The organism is Peptacetobacter sp. (assembly GCF_029264495.1).
GTDB lineage: Bacteria > Bacillota > Clostridia > Peptostreptococcales > Peptostreptococcaceae > Peptacetobacter.
In genome coordinates this window covers 1-23,972 of the sequence record NZ_JARIBH010000030.1, presented here as the reverse complement: position 1 = coordinate 23,972, position 23,972 = coordinate 1, and the positions used below count along the sequence as shown (strand labels likewise).

Sequence of the window (23,972 nt, the reverse complement as noted above, 5' to 3'; positions counted from 1 at the left end):
TTTTTTATAATCTATTATAAATCGAATAATATTTTAGTAACTACTGGAACATATTCTCTACTTTCTCTAAACTTATTATCATTTATTTTTAAATATATATAAGAAAGAGCCATAAGTATTATACCTATGATAGCAGCAACTACCTCTTTAGCTCCATTAAATCCTATGCTATCAAGAATATAATAAGAACCTACTATACCAACTATAAGTAAAATCATCGGTATTACATATACTAAAAAAGTTGCTTTTAATATATTCATATGTTCCATACTAACCATAACATGATCTCCTACCTTAGCACCAATAGAGTTATCTACTTCTACTAGTATTTCTTCTGATTCTGACGAAACCGTCACGCATTTATTACACTTTGCTCAAGCAGACATTCTCATCATTCTAAGAATAGCAGTATTTTCATCTATTATCTCTACTATATATCCGTCCTGATTCATTTTTCCTCCTACTTCATAAATTTATAAATATTTTTCATTAGTTCTTCAATAAGTCTATCAGACTCATCTTCACTTTCATGTTTTATACTTTCAGTAACACAACCTTTTATATGATTTTCAAGTATTATCTTTCCAACTTTATCAATCGCAGCTTTTGCCGCTGAAATTTGGACTAATATATCTATACAATACCTGTCATCATCAATCATTTTTTGTATTCCCTTTACTTGTCCTTCTATTCTATTTAATCTTTTTATAAGATCTTTCTTATTATTTCTATCAGATAATTTTCTTTCTTCATTATCTTCATTACAGCAACAAGTACATTTATTTTTTTCCATGAAGATCCCTCATTCTTTCTATATTTTGATTATATCATAATATATAACTCCATATAAAAATATTATTTTTTAAATACGAAGAAATAATACCATATTGCTATGAATAATAATAATGATAATGCTATACTTCTACTTTGATTTTTTGTTTCATCAAAGCATGTTCTAGATTTTGGATTAAATGTAGCATGTGGAAATGCTAAAAATAATATTGAATCTATCATTATAAATATTTGAGCTAGACTATTATTTTGTAAAAGTATTGCTATTATACCAGCTAATCCAAAAGCCACTTCAGCATATAAAGCTATTCTCTGTTTTTTAAATCCTTTATAATAAAAACTCATATCTTCACTACATTTTTTAGAACAACAATTTAATTTTAAACCACTTGGTGTTACGACATCAAATTTTCTATTTACATTTTTTATATTTTTACCACATTTAGAACATTGTCCTGCTTCTTTCATAACTACTTTTTTCGCCATATTATCCTCCCCTTTTTACGATAAAATTACAAATAATTCCTATTTATTTTTATTTGAAAAATATTACATATAAACCAAATATAAGTATAAATACTAAAACACATGCTGAAAATATAACTGCTATTTGATCTTTTTTTTGATTTTTTTCTTTTTCTTTTTCCATTCTTAAATATTCTTCATCTTTTTTAATCTTAGTTCCACATTTTTTGCATTTTTCTTCTCCAAATTTCATTGGATGTCCGCAACGCTGACATTTCATTTTACACTCTCTCCTTTTTGTAAATGCTTTTAATTCCACAAATTATATTGTATTACAATATAACATATCTTTCAATACATATAAAAAACACCATATCATTTTATATATATGGTGTCAATAATATTTATTAATCTTTAAACATTCATAAAGTATAACTTTTATATATAAATCATCAAAATCAATTCATATATGTATTTATTAAATAATAACATCTTTCTTTTGTCGATGTAGCAAGAGAATCAAAATATACCCAATTTTCTTCAGATTCGGTTGTATTATCAGAACCAACTGCTTTAGATGCAATTTCATCTTTTTTATTTATCCACTCTATCTCATCTTCTTTTAGTTCTTGTGCTTTTTCACTATCTAATTTAGAGGATATCTCTTGATATATCATATTTAGTACTGTATCGTATTTTTTATAGATTTTACTGGTATAATCTAATAACTTTTCTTCTCCTCCATCTAGTTCCGAATTAGCTATTTTTTCAACTTCGCTATCTAAATTATTCATCATTTTTAAATATTTTTCTTTTTTATTTATTGTTGCTTTTTCTTTTGATTCAATCTGTTCTACTTTTTCTAGATCAGTATTTTTTTTTGATTTTATATTTGTATTACTTTCATCTTCTTTATATTTACCACTAGTGTCTTTTAATATTTTTAATTCTGATTTTTGATTATTTTTATTTGACTCTATATTTTTACCAGCGTTAAAATATCTATATGTTACACCAATTCCCAAATATAATACAGAAATCAATAATATAAAGAAAATAATTTTATTTAATATATTGGTTTTTATTTTATTTTTTCTATTATTTTTTTTATCTTGTGACAAACTTGTTATCTTTTCTCCACAGACGGAACATAGTTCTTCATCTTTTTCTGCTTTTTTCCCACATTTAGGACAGAAATCAGTCATTTAATCACTCCTTCCGTTTGATAGCATTGAATTATAAACCTACCTATCAAAATATTTATCTATTCATTTCGCTATTTCATTAGCTTAGTTTTTATTTATAATTTGGAACCGATAGATTTTTAATTCTATATATTTTCAATCTAATACAATATTCTAGTTTTTTAATACTTTTTCTATTATGTGCTTATTTATTATGAATTTATTTTTATTCTCATATTTTAATAAATTTTATTACTCATTTTATACTGTCTTTTTATTATATATCATATTTCAATTTATTAACAGAAAAAAAATTGTAACCTTTTGAAGTTTTTTGAGTTTTCATATAAAAAAACATACTTTAATCAAAGTATGTTTTAATTAATCTATTTATAGTCTTTAAATCCATTTTTAAATGCTTCTATAAATACTCTTTTAGCTTTAGGTTTTTGAGTTATTTTTATAGGATTATCATTTTCTAGTTCTTCAAACATTTTTTTTGCTTCTTTTTCTATATTGTTTTCTTTTCCACCATTTGCTTTATATTCTTGTCCTGAAAGAAAGCCATTTTCTTTTATAGCAGTTTCTAACTCAGAATCTAGTTCTTCTGCTTCATTTTGCTTTTTAACTTCTTCAACAACGCCTGTTATTATATTATTCGCATCTTTTTTATCGTCATTTTCATTATTATCAAGATCTTCTTCTACAGTTTGGTTATTTTCAACAATACTTGAATCTTCATCATTTATACCTCTTACTTTTGTTATATCTTTTCTAGCAAGAGCCATATATCTTTTAAACTCAGAAAAATGTTCTTTAAATTTAATTATATCTTTATCGTATTTATTATGATTAGATATAGTATTTTTACTTGCTTTTTTTATATCTTTATAACATTTTTTTAGATATTTATTAGCATTATAAATATTATCATATTTATATTCAAGACCTTCAACTTTAGTTAAATTCTTTTCTATATTACTAGTTATTTTATCAACTGATTTTTGAGTTCCACCTTTATGTCTTATTTTATCAACTGAAAGTATATCCTCTCTCAATTTATTATAATATTTATATACTTGTGTATAATCACTTACTATTCCATTAACATTTTTATCCGTAACTTTTGTTTCTAAATCTTTTGTACAACCTGTAGCAAATATTGATGTAATAAGAACTGTACAAAAGACTAAAATTTTAATTTTTTTTGACATTAGTTAATCTCCTTTCTTACTAAAATTTACATTACTATACCTATATAAGTTTAATGTATTTAAAGAAAAAAGTCTATATTATTTTTAAGTAAAAATTTTATTAAATTATATATTATTCTTTTAGAAAAAAAATAATGGACAGTATATAAATACCGCCCATTATTTTATATAAATTTATATTTATTTACAAAAAGTTTCTGCAACGTGTGCTTTTATTTCTTCTGCTGTTCCCATAGTTAATACTTCTTCAGCAAATTTTTTCATATCTGATTCATTAACAGAAGTTATTAATTTTCTAGCTGGAAGTATTGATATTGGTGACATTGAGAATTCATCAAGACCAAATCCAAGAAGTATTGGTATCATCATTTGATCTCCTGCTGCTTCTCCACACATTCCTACCCATTTTCCTTCTTTATGAGCATTGTCTATAACTAATTTTATTAGTCTTAACACTGCTGGGTTGAACTGATTATAAAGATAGCTTATTTTCTGATTCATTCTATCAACAGCTGTTGTGTACTGTATTAAATCGTTTGTTCCTATTGAGAAGAAATCAACGTGTTTAGCAAGTACATCTGATATTATTGCAGCTGATGGTACTTCTATCATCATACCTATTTCAACATCTTTAGAGTATGCTATACCTTCTGCATCAAGTTCAGCTTGTACTTCTTTAACTACTTCTTTAGCTTTTAATAATTCTTCTAATGAAGATATCATTGGGAACATTATTCTTAATTTTCCATATACACTTGCTCTATATAGTGCTCTTAACTGAGTTTTAAATATATCAGTTCTATCTAAACATAATCTTATAGCTCTGTATCCTAAGAATGGGTTCATTTCTTCATCTAGAGGAAGATAATCTAATTTTTTATCTCCACCTATATCAAGAGTTCTTATAACTATCGGTTTTCCACTCATTCCTTCTAATACTGCTTTATATGCTTCAAACTGAGTTTCTTCTTCTGGTAATTTATCTGAATCCATATATAAGAATTCTGTTCTATATAGACCTACACCTTCAGCATCATTTTTTATTAAACCTTCTATATCATTTGGTGTACCTATATTACCAGCTAATTCAACTTTTTTACCATCTAGTGTTATAGATTCTTTACCTTTTAATAATTCTAATGCTTTCTTTTCTTCTTCAAATGCTGCTTTTTTAGCTGCATAAACTGCTTTAGTTTCTTCATCTGGATTTACTATAACTTCACCAGTATCTCCATTGAATACAACAAAATCTCCATCTTTAACGTTTTCTGTTATATCAGTAAGACCTACTACAGCTGCAATTTCAAGTGTTCTTGCCATTATAGCAGTATGAGAAGTTCTTCCTCCTATATTTGTAAGGAATCCTAAAACCATTTTTTTATTCATTGTTGCTGTATCTGACGGAGTTAAATCGTGAGCAATTAAAACTACTTCTTCATCTAATGCAGATAAATCTACAACTTTTATTCCTAAAAGATGTCTTAAAACTCTATTTGTTACGTCTTTTATATCTGCTGCTCTTTCTCTCATATATTCGTTATCCATTGACTCGAACATAGATACAAACATTTCTTTTATTTCATTTAATGCATAATCAGCATTAACTTTTTCTTCTGTTATTTTTGCTTCTGCTGCTCCAGTTAACTCTGGATCTTCAAGAACTAAAAGATGTGCACCAAATATTTCTGCTTCTTCTTCACCTAATTCTTTTGCAGCTTTTTCTTTTACTTTTTCAAGTTCTGATTTTGATATTTCGACAGCTTCTCTTAATTTAGATATTTCTGCTTCTACATCTGTTATTGATTTTTTTTCTATTACAAGCTCTTTATGTTCAACTACAAGAGCCTTCCCAAGTGCTACACCAGGAGATGCTCCAGTTCCTTTGAATGACATATTAATATCCTCCTAAAAAAAGATTATTTATATTATTCTTATTCACCAAATCCTGATTCAACCATTTCAGATAATTTAGCTATAGCTGCTTCTTCATCTTCTCCATTAGCTATTAGTGTAAATTCAGTTCCTTTTGATAATCCTAAACTCATTACACCCATTATTGATTTAGCGTTTACTTTTTTACCATTTGATTCTATTTCTACTGTTGATTTGAATTCAGATGCTCCTTTAACGAACATTCCTGCTGGTCTAGCGTGTAATCCTGTTGCATTTACAACTGTTAATTTTTTTTCCATTTTAAATTCCTCCTGAAATATTTTCAATTTTATTTATTATCTATATCTACCACTTTTTAGTGGGACTTTTTTCGTCCGACGGTATTATATTTGCTCCCACCCGACTATCTTTTAATATTATACTACTAAATTTTGTTTTTTTCGACTACTTTCAGTAATAATTTTATTAAAAAATTTTTTAACTTAATTTTTAGCAATTTGTATATATTAATAACTTATTTAAAGTACTTTATTGATTGTATTTATTGATAAAAAAAATTATTTATGATGTTTAAAGTTGTATATGATACACTATTTAAAATTATTTATTAGACACTCTACAACTGCTGATTTTTTATAATCATTTCTTTGTGGTATTGCAAGTCTAATGTTATTTTTCTTATAATTTTTATAATCAAAATATAAATTGTTATATGCATCTTTTATTACAGAGTTCACATCGTAAACTTTTATTCTGTTTTTATTATTTTTTTCTAGTATATTTTCATACAAAGACAAATATAAATCTTTATATGAAAAAGATTTTGGTAAATTTAATACTTCTCCAATTTTAGGTACAATAACTTCCATCAATGTTCTTAAGTCAGGGTTTCTTCTTATGTTTAAGACTTTACATAAAAATTCTATATCTTTTTTAGAAATTCTTCTTATCTTTTCAAAACATAAATCTTCTGTAATATTTTCTGTATTTCTAAAATAAAATCTAACGCCATCATATTTACCAAAAGTTTTCATAGTATCCAAATAACCTAAATTTATATTTTTTTGTATATGATCTCTATCCTTATTCATAGATCCACCCAAATATTCTGATGGATATACTACAGTTAAATTTAAGTCATTATGCTTTCTTATACTCATAGTACCTTGTAAATTATCTTGTATTCTAATAGCAACTATATCTTTATATCCCTTTTTTTCTAACATTCCTATTGGTAAGTTATCTACAAACATACCATCCACATACAACTTATTATCCATTATATTCATTTTAAAAATTGGTAAACTTGCACTGGCTATTAAATAATCAACTAACCTACCTTTTTCTATATCTTCTAAAAATAATGATTGTGGATTTAATTTTTTATCAATGTACATAGTTACCATTCCAAAATCAATACCTCTATTTCTTATCTTTTCTTCATCTAAAGTCTTTTCTAACATCTCTCTTAGTGGAGTAATATCTATTCCATCATTTTCTTTAAATGATTTTTTTATAAGAGAAAATATTTGATTCATCTGTTTCATGTTAGTATCTATATCTTTTAACTTTTCATATGTTTCAAAATCAACATTTATAAAATGCTTATAATCGTATTCAAGCCATATTTCTTCCATTATTTTTATATCACCCTGTACTATATAAGCTCCATTTAATGCTCCTATTGATGAGCCTGTAATTCCTTGAAAATCCATGCCCATCTCATTTAAAGCTTTATATGCTCCTATTTGATATGAACCTTTTGTTCCACCACCTTCAAGAACTAGACCTCTCATAATACACCTCTTTTTTATAAAGCGTTAATTAAAAATATCTTCTTCTATTAATAAGTCTATATCTTTTATTAACTCTTTTATTTCATCAGATTTTTTTTTATTTTCTAATAAATATTTTTCTTTTTCTAATGTACTTTTTTGAATGCTATTATTTATATTATCTAATATATCATCTTTTTTTTCCATAATTTTTTTAGAATAATTTTCTATTTTTTTATAATTATCTCCTTTTAAAATCTTTATATCCATAACTTTATTTGGATAATAATCATAAATTCCTCTACTCATCTTTTTCGCACCTATTTTATAATACCTATCATAAATAGATGAGTTTAATAATGCTACTATATATTCATAAGAAAAAATCTTTTCACATTCTTCTTTAAGATAAAAAGAATATACATCTGCACTACTATATAAATTATCATAATCTAGTGCAAATTTATTATCTCTAGATTTATAAGGATACATAACTTTTTTTCTTTCAAAAAGCTTTTTTTCTCTTCCCCATTGTAATTCATACCACTTTCTTATACCTTTTAAGCATTCTCTTCTATTTTCTAACTTTTTTTTATATGGTTTTATACATGTTTCTAAAGCATAATCATATTCTTCATCATTATCTATATCATTAGAATATATTAATTTATAATTTATATTTTTTATTACATATTTATCTATATCTTTATTTTTTACCCATTGTTTTAATAGTTTACTGTCTATATTTTTAATTCTATCGTCATCTTTTTTTAGAATAAATGCTTTATCACATCCAGTTATTATTCCTTGAAAACTCTCAGCTATATCAGATAATCTATATTTTGCTTTTTCTTCTATTTTTAAATATAAATCCATATCTTTTTCATTAGCTATAATCCAGTTGGATTGTAATTTTTCTGTATCTATTATTAGCCTTTCAAAAATCTCATCTTTTTCTTTTAATTCTTTTATTGATATCTCACTTTTTCTTTTCTTCATACATACATATTTATCTGATTTTTTTCTATAAATATTAGTTTTTTCTATTCCATATCCTTTTTTTCTCATTTTTATTATACAAGCAGATATCCCTATATAAGTAAAAACTTCATCCCCTAAAAAATCTATTAATTCTTCTATTTCAGCATTTTTTTGTATATATTCTCTTAAAAGAAATGCTGACATACTTTCTAAAAAATACCTTGGCGTTATAAGATGTATTACACCATTGTCTTTTAATATATCTAATGAATTTTTATAAAAGCAAAAATATAAATCTGATTTATCTTTATAAACATCTTTGTATTCTTCTAATATAAATTCTTTATATTCTTTTGTTAGATGTTTATGTCCTACATATGGAGGATTTCCTATTATTACATCAAATTTAGTATTCCATTTTATTTTTAACCCATCTTCTATATATATATTTAATTTTACATTTTCATTTCTTTCTATATTTGCTTTTTCTAATAATAATTTTTTAGCAATTTCAACTGCTTTTTTATCTATATCAGTAGCATAGATACAGTTTTCGAGAATATATTTAGGTATATTTTCTTCTTTAAATATATCATTATTATATTTTTCTAATAGTTTATCTGAGTTTTTAATAAATTTAATCTTTAATTTTTCGAATACTTCTAATAAAAAGTTTCCACAACCACATGATGAATCTAAAATTTTTGGACATGGATTTTCTATTACATCAATATCTTTTATAGTATCATCTACAATATATTCTACTACTTCTTTTGGTGTATAATATATTCCATATCTTTTTCTTTTTTCTATATCTAAACTTTTTTCGTATATTCTAGAATCTTCAAATTTATCCATAACAATTACCTCAAAATAAGTAAATATATTTTATTTATTTTACATTAGTTTTTTCCATTTTTCTTATCTAAAAATGAAAGCGTTCCTTGCATTATACCTTCAGCTAGCATATCCTGATATTTATTATTTTTAATTTTTTCCATATCAGATACATTAGTTATAAATCCACATTCAACTAAAACTGCTGGCATTGTAGTTTCTCTTAAAATTTCAAAGTTGTTTTGTAAAATACCCCTATTCATTATATCTATATATGCTGATGTAGTTTGTTGCACTGATTCTGCAAGTTCTTTAGATCCATCTGTAGCTCCTCCTCTATACCATGTTTCTAATCCATTTGCATCTCCAAATTTTTTTTGAGCATTTAGATGTATAGATATCAATGCATCTGCATTTGCTCTTTTAGCTATTTCTGCTCTTTCTTCTAAACTTACATACTTATCTTCTGTTCTTGTCATAGTTATATTTACATCTGATTCTCTTCCTAGTCTAGATGCTACTTTTTTCGCTATTTGAAGAGCTATATCTTTTTCATATATTGTATCAGTGCTATCTATAGAACCTTTGTCATTACCACCATGACCTGCATCTATTACTATATTATATTTTTTTGAAACATCTTTTTTTTCATCTTTTAAATCATATTGGTTTTTCTCAATCTCATTTTTATCTAAACTTTCATTATCTTTAGTATTTGATATACTTACACTAGATTTTGTATCTTTATTCATTATTTTTTGTACACCTTTTGTTCCAAAAAATACTACTATTATTACTAATAATATTGATAAAATTATTTTTATTTTTTTATTTATTCTCAATTTTTTACTTTTATGTTTTTGTGGATTATTATCTTTTTTTGTGTTATTACTTACTTTTTTTGAATTATTTTTCTTATTATTTATTTTTTTATGACTTGATTTTTGTTTTAAATTATTATTTTTTGTTTTGTTTGAATTTTCTTTTTCTTTATTATGATTTTTATTTAAATTATTATTTTTCTTTTGTTCTTTGCTTTTTTTAGATAAATTATTTTTATTTGTATTTACTTTTTCATTTCTTTTTCTGTCTATATATATAACATTACTTTTTTTTGATTTTTTACTATTATTATTCGTTGTCATAGTATCACCTTTTTCTCTGTATTCCTTATTATTCTAGCATTTAATAAAATTTTTTTCAACGAAATCGATTTTATCATTTTTCATTTAAAGCATTAAAAAAGCAGGTTATATAACCTGCTTTTTTAAAATTATAAGTCTTTTGGGATTAATTTATATTGTCTCTCTATTTGTGAGATAAGATAGTTTCAGATGTTATTATTGGATTCATAACATCATAATTTGATGCTGTTGTTTTTATATCCATTTTTTCTTCCTTATTAATAAAATCTCTTGATGTTATTATTGGATTCATTATATCTTTTTCAGCTACTTTATTTAATTCTAAATCATCATTTTTTATTTCTTCTTTAATAAAATTTCTTGATGTTATTATTGGACTCATTTCATCAATATCTAAAGATATTTTTATTGTATTTTTGTCTGCTTCTTTTAAATCTGAAGGTCTTGATGTTATTATTGGCTTTAGATAATTAGTATTTTCACTTACTCTTTCCATTGCACTAACACCTTGAAGACCAACTCCTGATGCTAATACCACTGCTGTAATTGCTGATACTAATATTTTTTTTACTTTTAGCTTTTTCATAACTGTCCCCTCCATTTATATAAACAATATATTTTAAATCTTGTTTGATATTTATTTATCTTTTTCTTTGATTATAGTTTAACAAAAATATTCCAAAAAGTAAAGCCTTTTTCGATAAATTGTAATAAATTTTTTTATTTTTTTATACAATTTTAATAATTAGGTAAAATATCCATTTTTATCCATTTTTACAAGAAAAATTCTCTCTTTGACTTATCTTTCAAGTCATAATAATATTTATTTTATAAATTTTCTGAATAATCTTTATTTATTCAACAACCTACATCTTTGTTATAAGTTGTATCCATTTTTATTATTTTTTTATTTTTTTCATATTTTATATTTTAAAAATAGTTATTTTTTTAACTATATGTATGGTAATATATTTTATAATTTACAATTTATACTATTTTATATATTGAATTTGAATATATTTTATCATTTAATGCATATTTTCAAGATTAATTTAATATGTAATACTAAAAATAATTTTTATAATAAAAAGACTTAGATATAATTATTAAATACCTAAGTCTTTTACTTTATTTTATGTAATTTTTTATTTTTTATATAGTTATATCTAAAACTTCTTTTATCTTTTCCAATACTCCATTTTCATCATTTCTTCCAGCTATAAATCTAGCCTTTTCTTTTAATTCATCAATAGCATTTTCCATAGCATAACTATAGTACCCACACTCTATAAGTTCTAAATCATTCATTTGATCTCCAAATATCATTATTTCATCATCTTTTAATCCATATTCTTTTTTTATCGTCTCTAAAGCCTTTCCTTTTGTAACACCTTTTTTCATTATATCTAACCAATGTTCTCCAGATGTACAAACACTCATTCTTTCACCAAATTTATCAAAATAAGGTTTGCAATTGTTTATTATAAGCTCTCTATCATATATAGACACTTTTAAAATTTCTTCATTAACTTCTTTTAAATCATCAACTACTGTTACATCTGCACAATAAATTTTTAATGTTTCTAAAAATTCTTCATCCTTACACTCTACATAGGCTGTATATTTAGTATTTACAAGGATTTCCATTGTTTTTGATTTTCTTGCAAAATCTATTATTTCATTTACACTTTCTTTATCAATAGGATCACATAATAATTCTTTCCCTTTATATACTGCAAAAGTACCATTTTCTGCTATGTACATCATCTTGTCTTTTACTGATTCAAATGTTCTAAGAAGGCTAGGGTATTGTCTTCCACTTGCAGCCATAAATATTATTCCTTTTTTATCAATTTCATTAAAGACAGCTTCAAATTCTTCATTAAGATTACCACTATTATCTAATATTGTACCATCTAAATCAGTCACAATAAGTTTTATCATTTTATTCCTCCAATTTACTTTTTTAGCCATTCTTTAATATACTCTAGATAAATAGATTTTTCAAGAATTTTAATTGAATAAAAATATTATTAATTACATTTAATTCGAATAATATAATATAAAAAGCTAAAATCTATTGAATATTTCTCGATATTCTAATATAATTATAAGATGATTTTATAATCTTTTTATAAAATTTATAAACTAAATAATTAAACTAAGTAATATGATAGGTTAAGAAAGAAGGGATTTTTTTGTCTAGACTAAAAAAACTAGTTATTGTTCTGTCTGTTCTTGTAATAGCTTTTCCAACATGTGTTTTTGGTTATGTTTACAGTAGATTGAAAACTGTTCAAGACACCGATTCAGCATTCGATGCTTTAGAAAATCTAAATCATAAAAACGATAAGAACATAACAAATATTCTTCTTCTTGGTACAGATGGTAGACCTGGTGAAAATGCTCAAAGATCCGATGCTATGATGATTCTTACTGTCGACAATAAAAATAAGAGTCTTAAACTTACATCTCTTGGACGTGATACTTATGTAGATATACCTGGTCACGGTAAACAGAAGTTGACTCATGCTTATTTTTATGGAAAAGCAGATTTACTTATTGAGACTATAGAAGAAAACTTTAAATTAGATATTCATGATTATGCTCAGGTTGATTTTTATTCATTTATGGATATAATAAATGTCCTTGGTGGCGTAGTTGTAGATGTTCAAGAAAGTGAACTAAAAGAATTAAATAAATTTATAAACGAAACATATAGTTGGTACAATCATAAAGATAAAGGCGAAATAAAATATGTCACTAAAGCCGGTAGACAAAATTTAAACGCTTATCAGGCTTTATCATTTGCTCGTATTAGAAAAAATGATGGTACTATGGAAAGAGACAGTAGACAAAGACAAGTTATAGAGGCTATGGTAAAAAAATTAAAAGGTCTTCCTATTTCAAAATATAATGATCTTATGAATTCTGTACTTCCATATGTAAAAACTAATATGTCTCCTTCGACTATTTTAGGTCTTGCTAAAGATGTTCTTTTCATAGGAAACTTTAATATAACTTCTCTTCAATTCCCACTTCATCCTGAATATGAAGTAAGACTTGGAAAAGCTGGTTATGTTATACCATTTGAAGAATATGAAGTTGATATACTTCATGATTTTATATTTAAAGATATAGTTCCTACAAAAGAACTTATTAAAAATGCCGAAAAACAATATGGTCGAACAAAATATGAAGAAGAAACATCTTCTCGTTATTCAAGTAATGATGATGATAATGACAATAGTTATGATGATGATAATGACAATTATCATTCTAATAGTTCAAATAGTTCTTCTCACCATTCAAATTCTAGCAACTCTAGTAATTCTGATTCAGATGACTCTAGTTCAGGTGATTCTAGTTCTAATGATTCTAGTGATTCTAATTCAGATGACTCTAGTAGCTCAGATAGTGGAGAAACTTTAGAATAGTAATTTTACCCTCTGATTAATTCAGAGGGTTTTTTATATTATAAAAGCATATAAAATATAACAATATATTCACTTGAATTACTTGCAACTCTTTAATATAATAGAAAAGTAACTTATATATTCTTAATCTAAGTATTTATAAGTTTTATATTTAATTTTAGAAAGAAGGGTTTATTTTGCCAGACAAAAAAAATAGTACGTCTAACAAAATAAGAAGGGTTAGCACGTCTTCATCTAAATCTACTAGTTCTTCACGCTCAAATAATGCTAATAATGTTCAAAGATCTTCTAGTAGAAATAGCTCTTTAAACAGCAATATTAGAAGAAGTTCTGATAACAGAACTCCTCAAAGAAGAACTAGCAAAAAAAATATAAGTGCTTCAAATAGGACTTCTAAAAAAGATCCTATAAACCCTAGTCTTAATAATATAAGTTTTTCTGACGGAAATAAAAATAGACAAAAATCAAATAATACTTCTTCAAGAAATAGTAGTTCTGCTAGACATGCTAGAAATTTAGAAAGAAAAAGAAGAAAAAAATTAAAAATAAAAAGAATAATAGTTTTAATACTTATTCTTGTTTTAGCTTTCCCAACTATAAGTGCTATATCTTTTGTAAAAAAAGTAGCTGATGCATATGATCCTACTATTGCAAGTGGAGTATTTGATAATATAACTCATATAAATAAAAAAGGTATCACCAATATACTTCTTCTTGGATCTGATGCTAGAGCTGGCGAAAAAGACTCTAGAACTGATACTATGATGATTTTTACCATAGACACTATTCATAAATCTTTAAAGCTTACATCATTAGCTAGAGATTCTTATGTTAATGTTCCTGGTCATGGCAATACAAAACTTACACATGCATATTACTATGGAGGAGTAGAACTTTTAACTCAAACTATAGAAGATAATTTTGGTATTGATATACATAATTATGCTTTGGTTAATTTCGAATCATTTATGTACATTATTGATGCAATTGGTGGTGTAACTGTTGATGTAAAAGATTCTGAATTAAATGAGCTTAATAAGTTTATTCCAGAAACATATTATTGGTATAAAGATAAATCTAAAGAGATGCAACTTATAACTTCTCCAGGAAGACAAGTTTTAAATGGATATCAAGCTTTATCATTTGCTCGTATAAGAAAAAATGACTCAGCTTTTGAAAGAGATCGTCGTCAAAGAGATGTTGTTCAAGCTGTTTTCTCTGGTGTTAAATCAATATCCATATGGCAGTATCCTAAACTGTTAAATGCTGTTCTTCCTTATTTAAAAACTAATATGAAGACAACAGAAATTGTATCTTTAGGTATGTCTATTATACGAATGGGAACTTTAAATATAAAACAGTTTGAATTCCCTATAACAGATTCACCGTATTCTATAGAAGGTAAATATAAAAATGCTGGTTGGGTTATAAGATTTGATGAAAGATCAGTAAAAATACTACAAGATTTTATATTTGATGATAAGGAATATATAAAATAAAAATTTGTATATTATGTGTCGTAATAAAAAAATCCTATGAAATTTAATTTCATAGGATTTTTTATTATTATATTTCTTTTAATAATTTAATCTCTTCTCTATTTTAAGCTTTCTAAAATTTTATTAAAACTAGAATTAACTATTCCTCCACCAATTCTAAATACACAATTTGATTTTTTAGAATTAAGTATATTTATTTGTTCTGTATCTAAAGATTGTCCCGCTATTACTATAGGTGATTTAGTTCTTGCTGCATAAGCACCAACACTTATTGCATCTACAAGTGGTCTATTTTTCGTAACAAATACAGTATTATATTCATTTTGAGTATATAATTTTTTTATAACTCTAGCATTAGTCTGATTCCTATTAGCACCACCAATTCTGTTGTTTAAAACATTTTCTGATACTATAGAATTTATTTCATTTAGTATATTATTTGATAAAACTTCATCTCCACCTAAAAAATATGCTGTTTTAATATCATTTGATGATATCCAATTTTTCACATTTGAATTTATGTAATTTTTATTTGTCACTATTATAGGAGCTTTTTCTTCTGCTGCTTTTGATACTATTGATAAAGCATCTGCTTCACCTTTTTCACCAGCTATATAAATTTTATTTACATTTTTTAAACAGTCTATTTCTTTTGCTATATTCATAGATAAATCTGAAATATCTGTTCCAGAAATTCTTTTTATTTTAGCATTAGGAACAGCATTGTGTATAATATTTTCTGATACACTACTTATTGAATTATTAACTCCTGATATAACTATTTCTGATGGATTTAATCTTTTTATTTCTGATAGTACTTCATTTTTTACTTTGCTATTATCAACTAAAAGTATAGGTGAATTATATACAGATGCAAGTGGATTTGCTATTATTCCTTCTAGCTCATTATATCCATTTACTATTACAACTTTAGATGATGAATTCCAACCCTTTTTACTTATTTTTATAGCTGTATCATATCTATCTCTTCCTAGAATTTCTGTAACTTGTGGTAATTTTGTATTTGATTGATTTTGACTTCCATTGTATGAGCCATACATACTCTTTAAGTCATTATATATATTGCTATTATTCACTATATCTCTAGCTGAGAAATACATACTACCTTTTACAGTATCGTATTTTTTATTTATACTTATTTGATTTTTTATTTCTTTAGCTATATTCTGTCCGCCATAACTTTCTTGACCTTTTTTATATATTCCTTGTCCTATGTAAAGATCTACATCATATCCTTTTACTTCGTTTGCCCACCATTTTACAAGTTTTGAGTAATCTGCAACTTTTAAACCTATTGGCCAATAAATCTGAGGAACTATATAATCTACATATCCTTTTCTTATCCAAGTTCTTGAATCAGCATACATATTTGTATATGATTGACTTCCTGAAGTTTCTGAACCATCTGGACAAGATGTTGATTTATTTCTCCATATACCAAATGGACTAACTCCAAATTCACATCCTTTTTTAGTATTTACTACAGCTTTTACTTTTCTTAATAATGTATTTACATTTTCTCTTCTCCAATTATCTCTATTCTGACCCTTTCCATACTTATCATATGAAACATTATCTGGGAATGATGATGATGGATAGAAATAATCATCAAAATGTACACCATCTATATTATAATTGTCTACTACTTCTTTTATTGTTCTAACAATATAGTCTACTACTTGAGGATTACCTGGATCATAATACATTTTTCCATTATATTTTATAACCCAACTTGGATTTTTTCTAGCTGGATGAGATGGTACAAGTGAATTTAAATCTGTACCTGATGATGTAACTCTATATGGATTAAACCATGCATGTATATCCATTCCTCTTTTATGAGCTTCACTTACTGCAAATTCCAAAGGATCATATCCTGGATTTTTACCTTGTGTTCCAGTTAAATATTTAGACCAAGGATTTATAGATGATTTATACAATGCATCTGATTCTGGTCTTACTTGTAATACTATTGTATTTATACCACATCCTTTTAATTTGTCCATTAACTGTATTAATTCTGATTTTTGTTTTGATGCATTATTTTTTGTTTTGGGCCAATCTAAGTTATATACCGAAGATACCCAAGCTGCTCTCATTTCTTTTTCTTGTGCATATGATGTACTTTTATAAGAAATACTTCCTATTACTAACATCATAGCCATTGTTATAGTTGCTATTTTTTTTAATACACTTTTCATTTTTACCTCCTTCTTAAGTACTAATTTCTCCTAATTATATATTTTATAATATATTTTGATTATTATAAACATAAATTATGTAAAAAAGCGGTAAACATATATTTACCGCTTTTTCTTTTCATTTTGATTTAATTTTAATTTATTGGTTAAGAGTATATATTATAACTGTTATAAACAGATATAAACTTTTTTATTTTAAACAACCCTTCTTGCAACTATCATTTTTCTTGATGATAATTTACTAATTTTTACTACATCTCCAGTCTGAGGTGCATGTATATATTGGTCATTTCCTAAATACATTCCTACATGACTTACAGAATTTCCTCTTCCGAAAAATACTAAATCCCCCGGTTTTAATTCTGATTTTGAAACTTTTTTACCAAAATTTGACTGCTGTCTAGATGTTCTTGGTAATGTTACTTTAGCTCCATTCTTGTAGGCATAATACATTAATCCTGAGCAATCGAATGAATTAGGTCCTGTAGCTCCCCATTTATATGGTTTACCAAGTTTTGATTTTGCAACTTTTATAGCTGCTTCTGCTTTTGAATTTGTAGCTTCTGGAATTGTAACATAAGAAGCTCCTACCCAACCAGTTTTTCCACTCTCAGTTGTAACATTGTACCATCCATTTTTTGAACCTTTTATTTCAACATAGTCATCTGTGTATATTTTTTCTATAACTTTAGCATCTGATGATGCAGATTCTCTTACATTTAAAAAATCACATTTTAAAATTTTTCCTACTTTATTAGGAGAAACAACGCCATCAGCTCCAAATTTATATAGAGTACCTCTAACATCTCTAAAGCTATTTTTTACCATTTCTCCTCTAGCATTAAAGTAATATGTTTTACCTTGAATCGTTCTCCACATACTAGTTGCTAAAGAGTAATCGTTTAAGAAATAGTATCTATTTCCATCTTTCTCTTTCCAACCTTTTTCTTTAACACCATTTCTATAGTAATAATATTTTCCATTTTCTAATTTTACTCCATCTTTTGCAGAAGTCCTTGTTTCACCAATTTCTATTGCTTTTATATCACCTATTTCTTCTGCACTTATCTGTGTATCTGCATTTGTTACTATTATCGCTCCCGATATCATAACCGCAGCCATAAGTCTTGCGAAAAACTTATTTCTAAATATCTTTGTCATTAATCAACCTCCTCAATTATGATCTATAGATAGTGGGTATTTATAAATCATTTTTTGTAGTTCCTCTTACTACATTTCCAATTGTAACATAATGGTTACAAGTATACAAGGTTTTTGTAACATTTTTGTAACTTTTTTGTAACTTTTAACCCGTATTTAACAAAAAAATATACTATTTTCTATGTTTTTATGTCATTTTTGCTATTTTTATATGTTTATAAATATAAAAAGTTACATATGTTGAATTTTATGTAACAATTTCCTATATTACGATTAATACAAAAGACCCATTTGATTTATATATCAAATAGGTCTTTCTTTAAATTATATTTCTCTTGTATATTTTCTTAACCATTCAGTTTCTTCTTCATTTAAATAAGGAGATATTTTTTCAAATACTGTTTTATGATATGCATTTAAGTATTTTATATCGTCACTATTCATAACTTCTGGAACAATTCCATCTAAATCAAATGGTATATAAGTTATAGTTTCAAAATTCATAAATTGTCCATATTCATTTTTATCTGACATACAAACAAGTAGTTCATTTTCTAAACGTATACCATGAGAACCTTCTATATATATACCTGGCTCATCAGTTAATATCATTCCTGGTTCCATAGGATGAGTATCTCCAGCTCTATATCTCCATCTAAAGTTTGTAGGTGGTTCATGTATGTTTAATAAGTATCCCATACCATGTCCTGTACCACATTTATAATCTAAACCTCTTTCCCATAGAGCTTTTCTTGCTAATATATCTAAATTCATTCCTGTACATCCCTGTAAGAAAGTAGCATTTGCAAGACGTAAATTACACATAGCTACTAAAGTGAAATGTTCTTTTATTTCATCTGATACTTCTCCAAGTACAAATGTTCTTGTTATATCTGTTGATCCTTCCCAGAATCCTGCTCCTGTATCTGTTAAATAGACACTTCCTTCTCTAAGTCTTACATCAGTTTCTGGACTTGAGCAGTAATGCATCATAGCTGCATGATCTGCATATGCTGATATAGGTTCAAAACTTGGTCTTATGAAATTACCTAACTCCATTCTGAATTCATCTAATTTTTCAGCAGCACTCATTTCAGTTATTTCCATTTTTTCTACATTTTCTTTAACCCATTTCATAAATTTGATATGTGCTATAGAATCTTTTATTTGTGCTTTACGCATATTTTCTACTTCAACATCATTTTTCATAGCTTTAAATAAAACTTCTGGATTTCTTTCTTCAACTTTAGCTACACCTTCAGGAATATTACTATATATTGCATAATTTAATCTTGCAGGGTCTACAAGTATAGTTTCTCCTGCTGGTATTTTTTTAGTATCTTCATAAACATCATTATATGGATGAACAAATACATTTATTTCATCAAATTCTTTTTTCATTTCATCAGTTAATTTATTTTCATCTACATATAAATCAACTTTGTCCATTGTAACTACCATATATGATAAAACTAATGGGAAGAATTCTATATCATCTCCACGCATATTTAATGTCCAACATATATCATCTATAGTAGTTACTGTATGATATGTTGCACCACAATTTTTCATATATTCACGAATTCTATTTATTTTGCTTTCTGCACTTTCTCCAGCATATTTTTCATCTAGTTTAAAAGCTGGTTTTTCTGATAATGCAGGTCTATCAGTCCATACTTCATCTATTAAATCTACTTCATATTTTATTGTAGCATTTTTAGATTTAACTATCTCTTCATAGCTTTGTCCATCTCCCATAGCTACAACTCTACCATCAAAACCTAAACAATTTCCTTCTACTATTGTATTTTTTAAATATTCATTTATTGTAGGTACACCAGGCTCAGCCATTTTCATAAGTTCAACTCCTGAACCTTCTAACTGTTTTTCTGCCTGTGTAAAATATCTACCATCAGTCCATAATCTAGCTTCTTCTAGAGTTATTATTGCAGTACCTGCTGATCCTGTAAATCCTGTTATAAATTTTCTTGCTTTAAAATGTTCTCCAACATATTCTGTCTGATGGAAATCTGATGTTGGTACTACATATAAATCTATATTATTTTCTTTCATTAATTCACGAAGTTTTTCTATTCTTTGTTTAACGTTCACCCTATTTTTCCTCCCTATTTAAAATTATTAAAAAAAGCTACTTCATAAATTTGAAGTAGCTTTTTTATAATCCTTTTATTTTCTAAGCTTCTTCATCTTCTTCAACTAATTTAGATAATTTCTTATCTAGTGCAAATAGAACCACTGCAGATATAAATGCTATTACAGCTATACCTATACATACATGAGAGAATTTAAATCCTCCTTCAAATGTTTTTGCAAATATTGGTCCATATAATAATGAAGATATAAATGTTGCTATTCCCCAAACAGCCATCATTGTTGATAAGAAACGGCTTGGAGAGTATTTACTTATAAATGCATGTCCTAATGGTGAGAAGAACATTTCACCTAATGTTAGTAAGAATGCAAATATTAATAACCAAAGAACACTTATTTTAGCTCCACCACGAGCTATATCTAAAACAGCAAAGAATATATAAGATACACCTAATATTCCTATACCTACACCTGTTTTTTTGAATAAACTCATATCACCTTGAGGTCTAGCAGCTAATTTTCTCCATAACATAGCTGTTAAAGGTCCAAGTATTACACAGAACATAGAGTTTGCAGCATCAAACCAAGTAGTTGGTACTTCATATCCTGCAACAACCCAGTTCATATGCTGAGTCCAATAATAGTAAACTGGTAAATAAGCTAAGTTCCAGAATATCCAGAATATAACTGAGAAACCAGCTACAAGGAATATAGCAGCAATTCTTTTCTTTTCAACTTTAGTAAGAGGTTCATTACTTGCTTCTTTTTTATTAGCTTTTTCTTCTTTTTCTCTTTCAAGTTCTTCTGCTGTTTTTTCAAGTTTGAATGGTTTTTTACCTATTTCGCCCATGTAACGAGCACCTAACATAAACCATATAGCTCCTAGCCACATTGCTATAGCTGCTAATTTAAAACAAGGAGCAAAACCTAATATTCCATTTTTAGCAAATACATCTTTATAAAGTATACCTACTAAGAAAGTACCTACGAATGCACCTGCATTAACAAGTGTATAACGTATAGAGAATGCTGAGTCTATTTGATCTTTATCAGTTATTATACGACCGATTAAAGCACCAGTTTTATATAATCCAAGACCAACACTTACACAAAGTATCATAACATAAACCATTGCTGGTGATTTAGCAATTGATCCACACCAATAACCTATACCAACTATTACCATACCTACTGGAGTAGTATAACGACCACCTATATATCTATCTGCTATAACTCCACCTAGTAATGGTCCAAGATAAGCAAATGCTGTTAATAATGATTGCATTGTTGCACCTTGTGCATTAGAAAGACCTAATCCTCCAGTTGCAACTGACGCTGTTACGAAGATTAATATCAATGAACGACCTAAATAATATGCAAGACGTTCAAAGATTTCAGTTGTTCCACATACCCAAAATCCCTTTGGATATCCTTTTTTCTTTGTTTCTCCCATTAGATAAATCCCTCCTATTTTTTTAGCAAAATATAATTGCAATTCAGTACTTGCGAAAGATTTTAACAAACTTTATTTTTTAATGTAGTTATCCTCTTTCTATTTTTATTTTACTCTCTAATGAACTTTATATCAATTCTTTTTTTATTATAATAATATTTTTGTATTAATTTATATGATTATATTATTCAAAATAATATATTTATAGAATATAAATTACGTTTTCCCGCCAAAGAAAATTATTTTTTTATCAATTTTCCTCAATTTTTCATTCTTTTATTTACTTTATATATAAAATCCTTTAAAATATTCTGATTTTTTTTGAATTTATGTTTTATATTTTTATTGCTTTTCAAAGTTAAATTTGACATTAATTATAATTTTTTTTTATTAATTTTCACTATTTTTTATAATATTATTTCAATAATACGTTTTCCTCATTTATTTTTATATGATTTTTATATAATTATTTTTTTATATATTTTTTAACTTTATACCTTATCCACTGTATTATAAAAACACATAAAAAAAGAACGCTTATTAGCGTTCTATAATTATTTTATTTAAATATTTACTATTGTATAACTCTTCTTGCTGTTGCCATTGTTCTTGCTGATAATCTACTTATTTTAACAACATCACCAGTCTGTGGTGCATGTATATACTGATCATTTCCTAAGTACATACCAACATGAGTTATAGTTCCACCTCTACCAAAGAATACTAAATCTCCTGGTAATAATTCAGCTTTAGAAACTTTTTTACCTACTGTTGCCTGTTCTCTAGATACTCTTGGAAGAGATACATTTGCTCCATTTTTAAATGAATACTGCATTAATCCTGAACAGTCAAATGAGTTTGGTCCTGTTGCTCCCCATCTGTATGGTTTACCCATCTGAGCTTTTGCTACAGCTATTACTTTTTGTATTTTTGCATTTACTTCATATGATGTAAGATAGTCATCATTTACCCAACCTTGAAGTCCATCTTTAGTTTTTATTTCTGACCATCCATTTTTATCTTTTAATATTTGAACTACATCACCTGTATTTATTTTTCCTAAAACTTCTGATTTAGAATTAGCATCAGTTCTTACATTTAAGAAATCACATTCTAGAACTTCCGCATATTCTTCACCTTTTACTATTGTTCCATCTGCATTGAATCTGAACATTCCTTCTGATGTTTTTACAATTTCATTAGATGCCATTGTTCCATCTGCTTTAAAGTAGTATTTAACATTTCCTATTTCTCTAAACATTGAAGCAGACATTGTGTAATCTTTCATGAAATAGTATTTTTTACCGTTAGATTCAACCCAACCTTTTACTTTATTTCCATTTTTACGATAGTAAGTTTTGTTACCCTCTTTAACAAAACCATCTTTAGATGCTGCTCTTGTTACATCTACTGTATCTTCAGTTAATATCGCTACATCTGATATATCTGATATTTCATCAGCTTTTACTGTATTATTTCCTGCGAATACTGTAAGTGAACCAGCTATAACAACAGCTGCCATTATTTTTGATATCTTTTTGTTTATATTTAACGAATGCATTAATCGCCCTCCTGAAATTTACCTTTTAGTTAGTGGTTAATGTAGTAGAATTACTTTTATTTAACTCCACGTTTTATATTCTATCATAGCTTTATATAATAGACAATACCTTTTGTAACATTTCTGTAACTTTTTCTGTTATTTTTTGATACTTTTTGATATTATTGTTGAAATTTAGCCACTATAAAAGTAACAATTTGAAATTTATTTTGTATCATATTTTGTTACTATATCATTTTTT

Annotated in this window: 20 protein-coding genes; 2 read left to right on the top strand and 18 right to left on the bottom strand. The window is 26.2% G+C overall.

Features of this window, described 5'->3' with window-relative positions:
* Window positions 1-14: 14 nt before the first annotated feature.
* The 13 genes from Q1J78_RS03055 to Q1J78_RS02995 all read right to left on the bottom strand — a co-directional run bounded on the left by Q1J78_RS03055 (window position 15) and on the right by Q1J78_RS02995 (window position 12,230).
* Entirely contained in the window at window positions 15-356 is a 342-nt protein-coding gene (locus tag Q1J78_RS03055) for a SoxR reducing system RseC family protein (protein ID WP_498043805.1), read from the bottom strand.
* 104 nt (window positions 357-460) lie between these two features.
* Window positions 461-793 (bottom strand): metal-sensitive transcriptional regulator, encoded by a 333-nt coding sequence (locus Q1J78_RS03050; RefSeq protein WP_300278130.1) that lies wholly within the window; start codon window positions 791-793, stop codon window positions 461-463.
* Between the two features lie 62 nt (window positions 794-855).
* Window positions 856-1,278, bottom strand: coding sequence for a hypothetical protein (locus tag Q1J78_RS03045; RefSeq protein ID WP_300278127.1), 423 nt, complete (start codon window positions 1,276-1,278; stop codon window positions 856-858).
* 49 nt (window positions 1,279-1,327) lie between these two features.
* Complete coding sequence (locus Q1J78_RS03040; protein ID WP_300278124.1) at window positions 1,328-1,537, bottom strand: hypothetical protein; 210 nt, start codon at window positions 1,535-1,537, stop codon at window positions 1,328-1,330.
* A gap of 178 nt (window positions 1,538-1,715) precedes the next feature.
* Window positions 1,716-2,462, bottom strand: coding sequence for a zinc ribbon domain-containing protein (locus tag Q1J78_RS03035; RefSeq protein WP_300278121.1), 747 nt, complete (start codon window positions 2,460-2,462; stop codon window positions 1,716-1,718).
* A gap of 365 nt (window positions 2,463-2,827) precedes the next feature.
* The gene (locus Q1J78_RS03030; protein WP_300278118.1) at window positions 2,828-3,655 is read right to left on the bottom strand and encodes a hypothetical protein; all 828 of its coding nucleotides are present in this window, start codon (window positions 3,653-3,655) and stop codon (window positions 2,828-2,830) included.
* A gap of 180 nt (window positions 3,656-3,835) precedes the next feature.
* Window positions 3,836-5,548, bottom strand: a complete 1,713-nt coding sequence (gene ptsP, locus Q1J78_RS03025) for a phosphoenolpyruvate--protein phosphotransferase (protein ID WP_300278115.1) — start codon at window positions 5,546-5,548, stop codon at window positions 3,836-3,838.
* Window positions 5,549-5,586: 38 nt separating this feature from the next.
* Window positions 5,587-5,847, bottom strand: a complete 261-nt coding sequence (locus Q1J78_RS03020; RefSeq protein ID WP_300278112.1) for an HPr family phosphocarrier protein — start codon at window positions 5,845-5,847, stop codon at window positions 5,587-5,589.
* Between the two features lie 291 nt (window positions 5,848-6,138).
* Window positions 6,139-7,344 carry a patatin-like phospholipase family protein gene (locus tag Q1J78_RS03015; protein WP_300278110.1) on the bottom strand — a complete coding sequence of 402 codons (1,206 nt, stop codon included), beginning with the start codon at window positions 7,342-7,344 and terminating at the stop codon, window positions 6,139-6,141.
* A 24-nt stretch (window positions 7,345-7,368) separates the two neighbouring features.
* Window positions 7,369-9,162, bottom strand: a complete 1,794-nt coding sequence (locus Q1J78_RS03010) for an N-6 DNA methylase family protein (protein WP_300278107.1) — start codon at window positions 9,160-9,162, stop codon at window positions 7,369-7,371.
* Window positions 9,163-9,206: 44 nt separating this feature from the next.
* Window positions 9,207-10,286 carry an N-acetylmuramoyl-L-alanine amidase family protein gene (locus tag Q1J78_RS03005; protein WP_300278104.1) on the bottom strand — a complete coding sequence of 360 codons (1,080 nt, stop codon included), beginning with the start codon at window positions 10,284-10,286 and terminating at the stop codon, window positions 9,207-9,209.
* A gap of 163 nt (window positions 10,287-10,449) precedes the next feature.
* Window positions 10,450-10,872: a hypothetical protein gene (locus tag Q1J78_RS03000; protein WP_300278101.1), complete on the bottom strand. Its 423-nt coding sequence runs from the start codon at window positions 10,870-10,872 to the stop codon at window positions 10,450-10,452.
* A 566-nt stretch (window positions 10,873-11,438) separates the two neighbouring features.
* Window positions 11,439-12,230 (bottom strand): HAD family hydrolase, encoded by a 792-nt coding sequence (locus Q1J78_RS02995; RefSeq protein ID WP_300278098.1) that lies wholly within the window; start codon window positions 12,228-12,230, stop codon window positions 11,439-11,441.
* Between the two features lie 254 nt (window positions 12,231-12,484).
* On the opposite strand from Q1J78_RS02995, the gene Q1J78_RS02990 reads away from it, so the two are divergent.
* Window positions 12,485-13,723, top strand: a complete 1,239-nt coding sequence (locus Q1J78_RS02990) for an LCP family protein (protein WP_300278095.1) — start codon at window positions 12,485-12,487, stop codon at window positions 13,721-13,723.
* A gap of 176 nt (window positions 13,724-13,899) precedes the next feature.
* The gene (locus Q1J78_RS02985) at window positions 13,900-15,222 is read left to right on the top strand and encodes an LCP family protein (protein WP_300278092.1); all 1,323 of its coding nucleotides are present in this window, start codon (window positions 13,900-13,902) and stop codon (window positions 15,220-15,222) included.
* 98 nt (window positions 15,223-15,320) lie between these two features.
* Here the strand turns inward: Q1J78_RS02985 and Q1J78_RS02980 are convergent, their stop codons facing one another.
* The 5 genes from Q1J78_RS02980 to Q1J78_RS02960 all read right to left on the bottom strand — a co-directional run bounded on the left by Q1J78_RS02980 (window position 15,321) and on the right by Q1J78_RS02960 (window position 23,731).
* Window positions 15,321-17,444 (bottom strand): family 10 glycosylhydrolase, encoded by a 2,124-nt coding sequence (locus tag Q1J78_RS02980; protein WP_300278089.1) that lies wholly within the window; start codon window positions 17,442-17,444, stop codon window positions 15,321-15,323.
* Between the two features lie 195 nt (window positions 17,445-17,639).
* Window positions 17,640-18,605, bottom strand: coding sequence for a C40 family peptidase (locus Q1J78_RS02975; protein ID WP_300278086.1), 966 nt, complete (start codon window positions 18,603-18,605; stop codon window positions 17,640-17,642).
* Window positions 18,606-18,929: 324 nt separating this feature from the next.
* Complete coding sequence (locus Q1J78_RS02970; RefSeq protein ID WP_300278083.1) at window positions 18,930-20,717, bottom strand: aminopeptidase P family N-terminal domain-containing protein; 1,788 nt, start codon at window positions 20,715-20,717, stop codon at window positions 18,930-18,932.
* Window positions 20,718-20,799: 82 nt separating this feature from the next.
* Window positions 20,800-22,170: a peptide MFS transporter gene (locus Q1J78_RS02965; RefSeq protein ID WP_300278080.1), complete on the bottom strand. Its 1,371-nt coding sequence runs from the start codon at window positions 22,168-22,170 to the stop codon at window positions 20,800-20,802.
* A 574-nt stretch (window positions 22,171-22,744) separates the two neighbouring features.
* Window positions 22,745-23,731 (bottom strand): C40 family peptidase, encoded by a 987-nt coding sequence (locus tag Q1J78_RS02960; protein WP_300278077.1) that lies wholly within the window; start codon window positions 23,729-23,731, stop codon window positions 22,745-22,747.
* Window positions 23,732-23,972 lie beyond the last annotated feature (241 nt).